The organism is Pontixanthobacter luteolus (assembly GCF_009828095.1).
Classification (GTDB): domain Bacteria; phylum Pseudomonadota; class Alphaproteobacteria; order Sphingomonadales; family Sphingomonadaceae; genus Pontixanthobacter; species Pontixanthobacter luteolus.
In genome coordinates this window covers 1,077,437-1,090,443 of record NZ_WTYP01000001.1, presented here as the reverse complement: position 1 = coordinate 1,090,443, position 13,007 = coordinate 1,077,437, and the positions used below count along the sequence as shown (strand labels likewise).

The 13,007-nt window shown below is 58.4% G+C and carries 13 protein-coding genes and 1 tRNA gene; 9 read left to right on the top strand and 5 right to left on the bottom strand.

Annotation, left to right across the window (positions count from 1 at the left end):
• Position 1: 1 nt before the first annotated feature.
• From GRI43_RS05185 to GRI43_RS05170, 4 genes are all read left to right on the top strand, one after another.
• On the top strand, positions 2-1,213 hold the full coding sequence (locus GRI43_RS05185; RefSeq protein WP_160729985.1) for a phosphoglycerate kinase: 1,212 nt from the start codon (positions 2-4) through the stop codon (positions 1,211-1,213).
• Positions 1,214-1,479: 266 nt separating this feature from the next.
• Positions 1,480-2,373 (top strand): fructose bisphosphate aldolase, encoded by an 894-nt coding sequence (locus tag GRI43_RS05180; RefSeq protein ID WP_160729984.1) that lies wholly within the window; start codon positions 1,480-1,482, stop codon positions 2,371-2,373.
• Positions 2,374-2,416: 43 nt separating this feature from the next.
• A complete protein-coding gene (gene thiE / locus GRI43_RS05175; RefSeq protein ID WP_160729983.1) occupies positions 2,417-3,064 on the top strand; it encodes a thiamine phosphate synthase in 648 nt (215 codons plus the stop codon).
• A 39-nt stretch (positions 3,065-3,103) separates the two neighbouring features.
• On the top strand, positions 3,104-3,808 hold the full coding sequence (locus GRI43_RS05170) for a M23 family metallopeptidase (RefSeq protein ID WP_160729982.1): 705 nt from the start codon (positions 3,104-3,106) through the stop codon (positions 3,806-3,808).
• Between the two features lie 2 nt (positions 3,809-3,810).
• Here GRI43_RS05170 and GRI43_RS05165 read toward each other — a convergent pair whose 3' ends face one another.
• Positions 3,811-4,203, bottom strand: a complete 393-nt coding sequence (locus GRI43_RS05165) for an elongation factor P (RefSeq protein ID WP_160729981.1) — start codon at positions 4,201-4,203, stop codon at positions 3,811-3,813.
• A 137-nt stretch (positions 4,204-4,340) separates the two neighbouring features.
• Here GRI43_RS05165 and efp point away from each other — a divergent pair, with 137 nt between their 5' ends.
• The 3 genes from efp to GRI43_RS05150 all read left to right on the top strand — a co-directional run bounded on the left by efp (position 4,341) and on the right by GRI43_RS05150 (position 5,882).
• Positions 4,341-4,904 (top strand): elongation factor P, encoded by a 564-nt coding sequence (gene efp, locus GRI43_RS05160; RefSeq protein WP_160729980.1) that lies wholly within the window; start codon positions 4,341-4,343, stop codon positions 4,902-4,904.
• A gap of 6 nt (positions 4,905-4,910) precedes the next feature.
• The gene (locus GRI43_RS05155) at positions 4,911-5,738 is read left to right on the top strand and encodes an inositol monophosphatase family protein (RefSeq protein WP_160729979.1); all 828 of its coding nucleotides are present in this window, start codon (positions 4,911-4,913) and stop codon (positions 5,736-5,738) included.
• A 59-nt stretch (positions 5,739-5,797) separates the two neighbouring features.
• Positions 5,798-5,882 (top strand) — tRNA-Leu (locus GRI43_RS05150).
• A gap of 97 nt (positions 5,883-5,979) precedes the next feature.
• On the opposite strand, the gene GRI43_RS05145 is transcribed toward GRI43_RS05150, so the two are convergent.
• A complete protein-coding gene (locus GRI43_RS05145) occupies positions 5,980-7,029 on the bottom strand; it encodes a zinc-binding dehydrogenase (protein ID WP_160729978.1) in 1,050 nt (349 codons plus the stop codon).
• Positions 7,030-7,152: 123 nt separating this feature from the next.
• Between GRI43_RS05145 and GRI43_RS05140 the strand changes: the two genes are divergently transcribed.
• Positions 7,153-8,952, top strand: coding sequence for an SLC13 family permease (locus GRI43_RS05140; protein ID WP_160729977.1), 1,800 nt, complete (start codon positions 7,153-7,155; stop codon positions 8,950-8,952).
• An 87-nt stretch (positions 8,953-9,039) separates the two neighbouring features.
• Entirely contained in the window at positions 9,040-10,374 is a 1,335-nt protein-coding gene (locus GRI43_RS05135) for an amidohydrolase (RefSeq protein ID WP_160730647.1), read from the top strand.
• Between the two features lie 29 nt (positions 10,375-10,403).
• Here GRI43_RS05135 and GRI43_RS05130 read toward each other — a convergent pair whose 3' ends face one another.
• The 3 genes from GRI43_RS05130 to GRI43_RS05125 form a co-directional block, all read right to left on the bottom strand.
• Positions 10,404-10,892 carry a hypothetical protein gene (locus GRI43_RS05130; protein ID WP_160729976.1) on the bottom strand — a complete coding sequence of 163 codons (489 nt, stop codon included), beginning with the start codon at positions 10,890-10,892 and terminating at the stop codon, positions 10,404-10,406.
• 208 nt (positions 10,893-11,100) lie between these two features.
• The gene (locus GRI43_RS13850; RefSeq protein ID WP_202391593.1) at positions 11,101-11,274 is read right to left on the bottom strand and encodes a hypothetical protein; all 174 of its coding nucleotides are present in this window, start codon (positions 11,272-11,274) and stop codon (positions 11,101-11,103) included.
• Positions 11,275-11,302: 28 nt separating this feature from the next.
• Entirely contained in the window at positions 11,303-12,901 is a 1,599-nt protein-coding gene (locus GRI43_RS05125; RefSeq protein ID WP_160729975.1) for an isocitrate lyase, read from the bottom strand.
• Positions 12,902-13,007 lie beyond the last annotated feature (106 nt).

The following is a 13,007-nucleotide window of genomic DNA, read 5'->3' as shown; positions in this document are numbered from 1 at the left end:
GATGAGCAACTTTCGCACTCTCGATGATCTCGGCACCGTTCTCGGCGATGTCACTGGCAAGGTGGCGCTGGTTCGGGTCGATCTGAACCTGCCGATGGACGGCGGTTCGGTAACCGACACGACCCGCGTTCAGGCATCTGCTCCGACAATTCTCGAGCTCGCAGATGCGGGTGCGAAAGTTCTGCTGCTGGCCCATTTTGGCCGGCCCAAGGGTGAACGTAACTCGACCATGTCGGTCAGCATGACGCTCGACGCGGTCGAGGATGTGCTGGGCCGCGAGGTCATGTTCATCCCCGAAGTGCAGGGACCGGTGGTCGAACAGTCCATCGGCATCCTGCGTAACGGGGATATCGGTTTGCTGGAAAACACCCGTTTCTGGCCCGGTGAAGAGGCTAACGACGAAGAATTCGCCCGCGGCATCGCCGCCAATGGTGATTTCTACGTCAACGATGCGTTCTCTGCGGCGCACCGCGCTCATGCGAGCACTGAAGGAATCGCGAAATTGCTTCCTTCCTTTGCTGGGCGGGCGATGGAAAAAGAGCTTACCGCTCTGGAAGCGGCGCTCGACAAGCCCGAACCTCCGGTTGCTGCGGTCGTTGGCGGCGCGAAGGTATCCTCCAAGCTGGCAGTCCTCGAAAACCTCGTGGGGAAGGTCCAGCACCTGATTATCGGCGGCGGCATGGCCAATACGTTCCTGGCTGCGCGCGGCGTGGATGTTGGTAAATCGCTGTGCGAACACGACCTCACCGACACAGCAAATGCGATCATGGACAAGGCCGACCATGCCGGCTGCACTGTACATCTTCCCTATGATGTCGTTGTAGCGAAGGAATTCGCTGCCAATCCCCCAAGTGTGCGAACCTGCAATGTGCACGAAGTCGCGGCCGACGAGATGATTCTCGACGTGGGGCCGCAGGCTGTCGAGGCGCTGGGGGACGTGCTGAAAACCTGCAAGACGCTGGTCTGGAACGGACCGATGGGCGCATTCGAGACAGAGCCTTTCGACGAAGCAACTGTTGCGCTGGCCAAGACCGCTGCGGCATTATCGAAGGCGGATTCGCTGATTTCGGTGGCGGGTGGGGGCGATACTGTCGCTGCGCTCAATCATGCGGGGGTGGCCGGCGATTTCAGCTATATCTCCACTGCAGGCGGTGCTTTCCTCGAATGGATGGAGGGCAGGGAACTGCCCGGAGTCGCAGCGCTGAAATCCTGAGGTCAGCAGTATCGGCGGCGTGGGTGCGATAATCCGGCACCCTGCGGTCCGCAAAATCTCTGTTTGCCATTGGCTGGTCGCGGTTCGGCTACTTGCGCGTATGCTTTGCTGCATGCGGCCCGGCACGTGCCATTTTCTCCCTTTGGGACAAACCAGCGTTTGAAACGTGAATTGCGCGCCGCATGAACTTGCGAAGCGCATGGGGCATGGGTAAAGGCGCGCCGAACCCTCCATGCATTCGTATGCAAGCAAGCAGGATGAATACGATGAACACCGCTGAAATGACCGCCAAGATCGCTGAAGGAAAAGGCTTTATCGCAGCTCTGGATCAGAGCGGCGGTTCGACCCCAAAGGCACTGCGCGGTTATGGTGTTGAAGACAGCGAGTGGTCCGGCGACGATGAAATGTTTGCCAAAATCCATGAAATGCGCTGCCGTATTGTCACTTCGCCCAGCTTCACCGGTGATAAAGTCATTGGGGCAATCCTGTTTGAGCGGACCATGAACGGTGCGACTGCCGACGGCACGCCGATCCCGACCCAGCTGACCAATCGCGGGATTGTTCCGTTTCTGAAGGTTGATGCGGGAATGCACGACACGGAAAACGGCGTTCAGTTGATGAAGGACATGCCGCGTCTCGATGAAATGTGCGCTCGTGCAAAAGAGCTCGGTGTGTTTGGCACCAAAATGCGCTCGGTCATTCATGAGGCGAACGCCGAAGGCATCGCTGCAAACGTCCGTCAGCAGATGGATTTCGGCCTTCGGATTCTTGAAAATGGATTGATGCCAATCCTCGAGCCGGAAGCATCGCTGGGTAGTGATACACGCGCAGAAGCCGAAGAAATCTTGCTTGAAAATGCGCTTGAGCAGCTTGACCGCCTCGGGGATGATCAGAAGGTCATGTTCAAGCTGACGATTCCTTCGAAGGCCAACATTTACAAGCCGCTGGTTGATCACCCCAAGGTGCTGCGGGTTGTCGCATTGTCGGGCGGCTATTCGCGCGAAGACGCTGTGCGCGAACTGGCAAAGAACACCGGAATGATCGCAAGCTTCAGCCGCGCATTGCTCGAAGAGTTGCGGGCGCAGATGGACGATCAGGAATTCGACCGGACTCTGTCGAACGCCATTGATGAAATCTACAACGCTTCGATTGCGGGTTGAGCTCGGGCTTGGCGCATCGCGCGTCAGGCTCTAAGCGGCGATCATGTCTAACGCAGAACACATCGCAACGCAGCTATATCTGATCTCACCGCTCGACGTGTCGGGAGGTTTTCCCGCACGGCTGGAACGCGCTCTTAGCGTGCTGGGTGAAAATAATCCGGTCACGGCCTTCCAGTTCCGGGTCAAAGGGCTGGATCAGCACGAGGCAGCCGAACTGGCGGCCCCGCTGCAGGAGATATGCGCGGCGCATGAAGTCGCATTCATCGTCAACGACGATGTCGCCCTGGCGAAACGGCTGGGCGCTGATGGTGTTCATCTGGGACAGGGTGATGGTTCACCCAAAGATGCGCGTGAGGAACTGGGCCGCGATGCCCAGATCGGAGTGACCTGTCACGGCAGCAGGCACCTTGCGATGGAAGCCGGCGAGCAGGGCGCGGATTACGTAGCTTTCGGTGCCTTCTTCCCCAGCACGACGAAAGAGACCGAACATTCCGCAGAGATCGAACTGCTCGAATTCTGGAGCGAGCTGTTCGAAATACCCAGCGTCGCAATTGGCGGTATCACGCCAGAAAACTGCGCGCCGCTGATCAAAGCCGGGGCTGATTTTCTCGCGGTATCGGGTGCAGTGTGGAACGGGGACGAGGCCAGCGTGATCGAAGCGTTTGCCAAACAGCTTGGTCAAACAGCCTGAGTGCAATGCGCTGAAACCCTGTTATAAGGGCTTATGGCCATGAATATACTCGATAGAATTGTCACGATCGTTGCCACCGCGACGATAACGTCAGCCGTATGGATCGTCGGCGGCGGCAGTCTGATCGAAATGTCGGATAGCGACAGTCAGAAAGATGTGACCCGCCCGGCGGAAGCTGCACCGAGCCCGGTGCCAACAATTGCGACGGATGGAAGCCCGGAGACTTTCACCGTCCCGCCAAGCGAGACCGCGCCGTCAGCTGCCGTGCTTGACCGCGACACCGCGAGTTCGCCGGAGCGATCCGAAACGCGCGGCCTCATGATCCCGGTGCTCAATATCAGGGCGAGCGATCTATCCGACACGTTCAGCACCCGAGAAGGTGCCGGGGCGCAGTTGCATGAAGCGCTGGATATAATGGCACCTGCCGGAACCACCGTTGTTTCTGCAGCGCCCGGTACGATCGAGAAGCTTTACGCCTCCGCTGCCGGGGGCAAGACCATCTATGTGCGATCAGAGGACCGGTTGACGATCCATTATTACGCCCATCTTCAGGATTATGCGCAGGGCCTGCGGGAAGGACAACGCGTGCGCCGCGGGCAACGGCTTGGCAGTGTCGGCAGCACGGGCAATGCAGAATCTGATTCGCCGCACCTTCACTTTGCCATTCTGCGCACGACCAAGGATGCAGAATGGTGGGAACCTGCGAACGCAGTGAATCCCTATCCCATCCTCACGGATAAATAGACCTATCGCGTTGCTGCGCTGCGAATGCAGCGGATCCGGCCTGGTTTGCCATCATCGTCAATCCAGCGAAGCGAGGCATTGCCCGTCCGCTCAAATTTCATGCCCTTCATCGGGCCGCGGGTGAAGGTCACCCGCTTGCCGGTGAGAAGATAGGTCCCAGACCCGTTTTCGGTGCGGTAGATAGAGGCATTCTCGATCGTGAAACGCTTGTCTTCCAGTTCAAGCCAGGCGGGCCCGCCAGCATCGCCGGGAAGCGAGCAGACATAGCTGCCGTGAGGAAGTGTACCCAGCCTGCCTTGCATTTCGCCGCCCGAGGCGGGCGCAGCCAATAGGCCGAACGCTGTAAAGAGGGCTAGCGCGGGGCCAGACGGAGTGAAAATCTTTGAACCGATCATGATGCGCCTTCAAATAGCCATCGAACGCCATTAGCGCCAGCCACCTTGCCCGCCGCTTACTGCTCCGCTAAAGGCGCGCAGTAATTCGCGTGCAGCAAGCTTGCTGCACCATACCCCGATAAAAGGCTCTTTCTCCCATGAAGATCAGCGGCGTGGACATTCGTCCCGGCAATATTATCGAATACGAAGGCGGCATCTGGAAAGTCGCCAAGATTCAGCACACGCAGCCTGGCAAGGGTGGCGCGTATATGCAGGTCGAAATGAAGAACCTGCAGGACGGGCGCAAAACCAACGTTCGCTTCCGCAGCGCCGACACAGTCGAGAAAGTGCGTCTGGACACCAAGGAGTTCCAGTACCTTTACGAAGACGGCGATCTTCTGGTGTTCATGGACGGCGATACGTACGAGCAGATCAATCTCGAAGCTGACCTTTTGGGAGAAGCCAAGGATTTCCTGCAGGACGGTATGCAGGTGACGCTTGAGCTGTGGGAAGAAAAACCGATCAGCGTTGCATTGCCTGACCAGATCGAAGCCGAAATCGTCGAAGCTGACGCGGTGGTGAAGGGGCAAACCGCCTCTTCCAGCTATAAGCCGGCAGTGCTCGACAACGGCGTTCGCGTGATGGTTCCCCCGCACATCGAAAGCGGCACCCGTATCATCGTCGATACGTATGAGCGCACCTATGTAGGCAAGGCTGGCTGACGAACCATGGCAGCAGTATCAGGTCTGATCCGCGTAATGGAACGCGCGGCACGCAAGGCGGGCCACCGCCTGCGCCGTGACTTCGGCGAAGTCGAACATCTTCAGGTGAGCCGCAAGGGCCCTGCCGATTTCGTGTCCAAGGCGGACATGCGGTCCGAGCGGACCCTTTACGACGAACTTCTCGCGGCACGCCCGGATTGGGGCTTTGTTCTGGAAGAAGCCGGCGTGATCGAGGGATCACCCGACATGCCGCGCTGGATCGTCGATCCGCTCGACGGCACGAGCAATTTTCTTCACGGCATCCCGCATTTCGCGATTTCCATCGCTGCGCAGGAACCGAAGCCGGGCGGTCAGGGCTGGGGTGATGTGATCGCTTCGGTGATTTACAACCCGGTGACCGACGACACCTATTGGGCGGAAAAGTCCCGGGGTGCATGGCTGCAAGACGCGCGGCTGCGGGTTTCAGCCCGCGGTTCCTTGTCGGATTCGCTGATCGCCACCGGGGTGCCATTCCAAGGCCATGGCGATTTTGCCGAATGGACCAAAATCTTTGGTGCAATCGGTCCGCAGGTTGCAGGTATTCGCCGCTACGGCGCAGCATCGCTGGATTTGGCATGGCTTGCTGCCGGGCGATATGATGGTTTTTGGGAAAGCGGCCTGAACGACTGGGACACAGCTGCCGGCTGCCTTCTGGTTCGTGAAGCTGGCGGGTTCGTCAGCGATTATCGCGGCCGTTCGGAGCCGATCCATTCGAAGCAGGTCCTTGCTGCGAATGATACGCTTCATTCCAAACTGCATAAACTGTTGGCAGGCGCGATCAAAGCGAAGGCCTAAAAAGGACGCTTGAAGAGGCCGCGCTCGCTCGCTAAGCGCCTCTTCCTGCAACACGGGATGCCCCTGTGGTGGAATTGGTAGACGCGCTCGACTCAAAATCGAGTTCCTAACGGAGTGCCCGTTCGAGTCGGGCCAGGGGCACCACCGCTTCATCTTATTTGAAAGAGCTCAGTTGCTCGACCGGCCCCGGCCATTCCCAACCCGCTCATCACATTGCACGTACACGTCAGTTTGGTGCGCCTCAGCCTACCGTCATATTGATCTTCAGTACGCCTTCGTCGCGGCTGTCGAACAGGCTGTAAGCTTCCGGCCCCTGCGACAGGTTGAAATCGTGGCTGAACAGGTCGGGCGCGGTGATCCGGCCTTGTTGTACCAGCGGGACGAGATGAGGCCACATGTTCTGAACATCGCAAATCCCGCCTCGAACGGTGATGTTCTTGAACATGATCAGGGGCATGGGCAGCGCGTCATCCGGCTCCGGTATACCGATAAACGAGGCATTTCCGCGCCGCGCGGTTAACGGCAGCACGCTGGCGATTGCCCCGCTGGCACCTGATGCCTCGAAAACCGATTCGACCCCTTTCCCGCTGGTCATGTCCCGTACGCGGGGCACGAGATCCGCACCGGGGGCAAGGGTGATTGCACCAAGTTTCTCCGCCATCGCACGCCTTGATTCCACCGGGTCGATTGCGAAAACTTTGGCAGCCCCCAAGGCAAAAGCCAATTCGACACCCATCAAACCAATCGGGCCTAGGCCGACAACGGCAACGGTTCCGCCCGGCTTCGGTTCGGCTCTGGTCAGGCCGAAATAGGCGGTCGCCATTCCATCGGTCAGCAGCAACGCCTGTTCGTCGGTCAGCCCATCCATGGACATCAGCGTCGCATCTGCGTTTGGCACACAGACGTATTCTGCCTGGCCGCCTTGAAGCGTCGGGCCGATACCAAAAGCCGTGGACACCGCGCAGTTGCCCGGGCCACCGGTTAGACATGCCGGGCATGATCCGCATCCGGTCCCGCCTGCAGCCAGAACTTTGTCGCCGGTTTTGAAGGCGTGCACATTCGGTCCTGCTTCCACGACTTCGCCAATGAATTCGTGACCGGTGCAGAACGTTTCACTGTCGGCCCCGTATTCCTTATTTCCGATATGCGCTCCATGATACATGTGCAGGTCCGAGCCGCAGATCGAGCAATTGCTGACTTTCAGAATTGCGCTGTTCGGTGTCCGCAATTCCGGATCAGCATAGTTTTCGAAGCGGATGTCGCGAGGGCCGTGGAAGACGAGGGCTTTCATAAACTGTATCCTGGAAAGGCTGCCCTCACTGGCTACCATGTGGCGGCGTCATGTCCAGCATGACGCCAGATGTAGAAAACTGCTTGTGTTTCTGCGCGTCCTTTGGGATTCAGCCAATTAACGATGACCGCTTTACCATCATTCCACGCGCTTGCGGCCATGATCGTGACCGTTGCCATGTTCGTTGGATTCGTGCGCGGGCGGATGTCGATCGAGATCGTCTCGCTTCTGACCATCGCAGTGATTGCAGTTGGTCTGTATTTCTTCCCTCTGCCGGGTAACGACCCGACCGATGGCCTGGTCCTCGCCTTCGCAGGATTTGGCCATTACGCGCTGATAACGATCTGCGCGCTGATGGTGATGGGCCGGGGCCTCGTGGTGACCGGTGCGCTCGACCCTGCGGCACGCCTGCTGGAGGTCGTTTTCAAGCGCAATCTGCAGCTTGGCTTGCTGGTTTCGCTGCTCATCGCCTTCGTTCTCTCGATGGGAATCAACAACACGCCCGTCTTGGTCTTGCTGATCCCGATTTTCGCTGCCCTCGCGGCGCGCGGTGCTCTGCCTTCTTCCAAGACCCTGATGCCTCTGAATGCGGCATCCCTGCTGGGCGGGCTGGCGACGACAATCGGCACATCGACCAACATCCTTGTCGTTTCAATCGCGGTGGACCTCGGCATGCCGCGCATGGGCGTGTTCCACTTTACCCCGATCGTCCTCCTCGCCTCCGCTATTGCGCTGCCCTACATTTGGCTCGTCATGCCGCGGCTGCTGAAGGACAACCGGGTTGAGGAACAGCATGCGGAACGCCGGTTCCAGACCCGGTTGCGGATCGGATCAGATAGCACGTTCATCGGCCAGGAATTATCGGCAATTCTTCCGAAACTGCCAGACGGGATTGAGTTTCATGATGTGCCGCCAGGTCCGATTGAACAACAGCAACGACTGAAGATATCGGGCACCCACCAGGCGTTGGAAGACGCAATGAGGGTGTTCAAGGGAGAGGTTGCACCGGTCTGGGTGCTCGACCGTATCCGCCGCAAATCGACCGAGGTGAGCAAGGATATTGTCGTCGTCGAAATGACGGTGACGGCGGATTCGCGCCTCGTAACTCGCACCTTGCCCACTTCGGGAATTGCCGACCTCTATGGTGTAGCCGTGCTTGGCATTCATCGCCCCGAACGTCTACTGGGCGCAAAAGACCAGTTCAGCGAAGGCGGCGACCTGCGAATTTCTGAAGGCGACGTTCTGCTTGTGATGGGCCTGAACCACGACCTGCAGGAATTTGCCCGAGCCGACAGCTTGCTGATGCTGGAAGGCGCGCGGGAGCTCCCCCGCCGGTCCAAGGCCTGGCTTTCCGCTGGCATCATGTTCGGTGCGGTTGGCACAGCATCGATCGGCCTGTTCCCGATTGCGATTTCCGCTCTGGCCGGGGCAATTTTGATGTTCCTGACCGGCTGCGTAAAATTTGACCGTGTTGGCCGCGCGCTGTCGGGGCAAGTAATTGTCCTCGTGGCGGCCAGTATCGCCGTGGGCCGCATAATTCTGGAAAGTGGCGCTGCCGCCTGGCTGGGTGAGGTGATGTCTTCCGGCCTGCAATATCTGCCCGCTGCGGGCGTTCTTGCGGCGATCATGCTGTTCGTAACCTTGCTGACCAATTTTGCATCGAATGCGACCGCTGCAACGGTTGGTACGCCGATTGCATTTGCAATCGCGCAGCAATTGGGCCTCCCGGCAGAACCTCTCATCCTTGCCGTTCTGTTCGGCTGCAACCTTTGCTACGCGACCCCGATTGCATATCAGACAAACATGCTGATCATGTCCGAGGGGAGCTATGAATTCGTCGATTACATCCGAACTGGTTTGCCGCTGGTTCTGCTGATGGTGTTCACTCTCTCGATTCTGCTGGTGATGAGCTACGGTATGTGAGGAGAAACCATGCTTAGCTTTGCGGGACTGCGAAGCTATGGCATGCGTTGTGTGATGGCTGAGAGAAAAATGAAAAGGGAATTCGGGATGCGGATTAAACTGGCTCTTATCTGCGGTGTCGCAGCATTGGCAGGCGCGGGATCACCGGCAGCGGCGAACGACGTGCGCGATGCGGTGACGCAGGACATGCCCGAACTGATGGACCTTTACCGAGATCTCCACGCCAATCCCGAACTGAGTTTTCAGGAGGTGGAAACTGCCGCAAAGCTGGCGAAGCGCGCTCGCGATCTCGGGTTCGAAGTCACCGAAGGCGTTGGCAAGACCGGCGTTGTCGCCGTCATGCGCAATGGTGACGGGCCTGTCGTTATGCTCCGCGCCGACATGGACGGGTTGCCGCTGGTTGAGAAGACCGGATTGCCGTTCGCCTCGAAGCGGACTGCCGTTCCTGCATCTGGCGTAGAAACCGGCGTCATGCATGCTTGCGGCCATGATACGCATATGACCGCCTGGATCGGCACTGCGCAGGTGCTCGCTGAAAGCAAGGATCAATGGCAGGGGACACTGGTCATGATCCTGCAGCCAGCAGAAGAAATCGGCGAGGGCGCGCTCGCGATGCTCGAGGACGGCCTTTACGAACGTTTCCCCAAGCCTGATTATGTGCTCGGATTTCATGACGCGGCGCAATTCCCAGCGGGGATGATCGGATATTCGCCCGGATATGCGCTCGCCAATGTCGACAGTGTAGACATCACAGTGCCCGGCATCGGCGGACATGGCGCTTACCCGCACACGACGAAGGATCCGGTTGTGCTGGCCAGCGCAATCGTAATGAAGTTGCAGACATTGGTCAGCCGCGAAAGCAGCCCGCTTGATCCAGCAGTGGTGACCGTCGGCAGTTTCCGTGCCGGTTACAAACACAACATCATTTCGGACGAGGCCAAGCTTCAACTGACCGTACGGTCCTATTCCGATGAGTCGCGGCAATTGCTGCTGGATGGCATCACGCGGATCGTTAAGGGCGAAGCTATTGCGGCGGGAATGCCCGACGAAAAGATGCCAACGGTGACCGTGCAGGTGCCGTACACGCCATCTACATACAATACGCCCGAATTTACCGAGGAAGTAATGGCGGGCCTGAAATCAAGGTTCGGCGATGACCGCGTTATGCAGGTGCCTTCGGTGATGGGCGGCGAGGATTTTGGCCAGTTCTACCGGGCCGATCCTGAAAACGTCGAATCGCTCATCTTCTGGGTCGGCGGCGTCCCGGCTGATGATTTCGCCAAGGCTCAGGCAGGCGAAATGGAATTACCATCCTTGCACAGCCCGTTCTGGGCGCCAGATGCGGAGAAAGTGATTGCAACGGCATCCGAAGCAATGATCGCGGCAACGCTGGATATCATGGCACCGCAAACCGGCGGCTAGGGCAGGGCTGGCGCGCATATCAGGTGCGTTTAGTAGTCTGCACCTGCGCCGCCGCCTGATCGGGCGAGGGATGCGACCGCAGCCGCTTCCGCTGCCCGTTTGCGGTCTGCGGCGGGGTCGGTTTCGCCATTAAGCATGGCGAGCAGCACACGTTTCTGTTCGGGTGACAGGGCGTTGAACTGTGCCAGGGTCAAACCGGTCCGCGACAACTGCATCCTGCCGTTCTGGCTGTCGATATTGTCGGCAGTGAGTACGCCGCTGCCGCCGATGTAGCTTGAATCCATCCCGGCTGTGCTCGCGGTGTCGCTACTGGTGTCGGAATAGAAGCCCGACATATCCCCGCCGCCGCCTTCGCTTACCCGATCATTCCGGATGATCAGCGCCGGAGCCGATTTCTTCACATCGGGAACCTCGATCTCGGCGACTTCCCGGGCGATGGCTTCGCGTTTTTCGCCGTCCGCCAGCAATGCAATCGCGCCGGTGATCACCACCGTTGCGACGGCAAAGTGCCGGTACATTTTGGCATTCAATGTCGGTTGCTTTCTGCGCGCCATGGTGCCCGTTTACCATGCAGGCGTTAACCACTGCATCGCTATTATGGTTACGCAAAGCTTACCGAACCAGCAGAGTGGCTCAAAAATTTGTGGTCGCCGGCCACAAATTTACGGCCGCCGGAGCGTAAACTCCGACGGCCGTTTCTCCTCCCCAGGAGACTGTTTGTACCGGTTAGCTGTAAGTGCCGAGCCGGTGGTGCAGCGCGTTGATCTTGGCCAGTTCTTCACGGTCGTCCGTGGTCTTTGCATGGCTGGCAAGCGCGGTGCGCAGAAGTTTGAAATCTGCAGTCGAGAGCAGGGCGCGAGCGCGGCCTGGCTCTTTCGGTTTTGTGTCAGGATCTGTCATTGGATTTCTCCTTCGATTTGTTTCGACGTCAGGCAGCGGCGAACTGGTTCATGGTGTTGTCCTTGCCGCCGGCTTTCAGAGCCGCTTCACCCGCAAAGCTTTCCTTGTGGTCGTCTCCGATGTCGGAGCCAGCCATGTTTTGGTGCTTAACGCAAGCGATACCCTGACGGATTTCTTCGCGTTGAACGTTCTTGACGTAGCCGAGCATGCCTTCTTCGCCGAAGTAACGCTTGGCGAGGTTGTCGGTGCTCAGTGCAGCCGTGTGGTAGGTTGGCAGAGTGATCAGGTGGTGGAAGATGCCTGCCTGTGCTGCCGCGTCTTTCTGGAAGGTGCGGATGCGCTCGTCTGCTTCTACGGCCAGCTCGCTGCTGTCGTAGTCTACGCTCATCAGCCTGTCGCGGTCGTACGCTGACACGTCCTTGCCGGCTTCTGCCCATGCATCGAACACTTGCTGGCGGAAGTTGAGCGTCCAGTTGAAGCTTGGCGAATTATTATAAACCAGCTTTGCATTCGGGATCACTTCGCGGATTCGGTTCACCATTCCGCCGATCTGGCCGATATGCGGCTTCTCGGTTTCGATCCACAGAAGGTCTGCACCTGCCTGGAGGCTGGTGATGCCGTCGAGGACGCAGCGATCTTCGCCGGTGCCAGCGCGGAACTGGAACAGGTTCGATGGCAGGCGCTTGGGGCGCAGCAGCTTGCCTTCACGGCTCAGGAATACGTCGCCGTTCTTGATGTTGGACGGATCGACTTCTTCGCAATCGAGGTAGCTGTTGTACTGGTCGCCCAGATCGCCTTCTTCTTTGGTCACGGCGATCTGTTTTGTCAGGCCGGCGCCAAGCGAGTCGGTGCGTGCGACGATGATGCCGTCTTCGACACCCAGTTCGAGGAACGCGTAGCGGATCGCCCGGATCTTCTGGTGGAAGTCTTCGTGCGGGACGGTGACTTTGCCGTCCTGGTGGCCGCACTGCTTTTCATCGGAAACCTGGTTTTCTATCTGCAGGGCGCATGCACCGGCTTCGATCATCTTCTTGGCGAGAAGATAGGTCGCTTCAGCGTTACCAAACCCGGCATCGATGTCGGCGATGATCGGCACGACATGCGTTTCATAATTGTCGATCGCGCTTTCGATCCGCTTTGCTTCGACTTCGTCGCCGCCTTCGCGGGCAGCATCCAGATCGCGGAACATGATGCCCAGTTCGCGGGCATCAGCTTGCTTCAGGAACGTGTAGAGTTCTTCGATCAGTGCCGGAACACTGGTTTTCTCGTGCATCGACTGGTCGGGAAGGGGGCCGAATTCGCTACGGAGCGCAGCAACCATCCAGCCCGAAAGGTAGAGGTAGCGCTGTTTCGTTGTGCCGAAGTGCTTCTTGATCGAAATCATCTTCTGCTGCCCGATAAACCCGTGCCAGCAGCCGAGCGACTGCGTGTAATTCGCAGGATCAGCGTCATAAGCTTCCATATCGCGGCGCATGATTTTCGCAGTGTACTTCGCGATGTCGAGACCGGTGTTGAACCGGTTCTGGATCTGCATACGAGCGGCTGCTTCCGCGTCGATCGCGTTCCACGGTGCGCCCTGCTGGGCGATGGTGGATTGAAGCTCGTTGATCTTGGCCTGATATGTCATGGCGATTCTCCGTAGGGGATTTGATTACCTGTCTGGTATCGCCATTCCTTGCCTCGATTTACAGGAAAACTTACAAACTATCTTGTCTTCCGGCAGTGATTTTGGC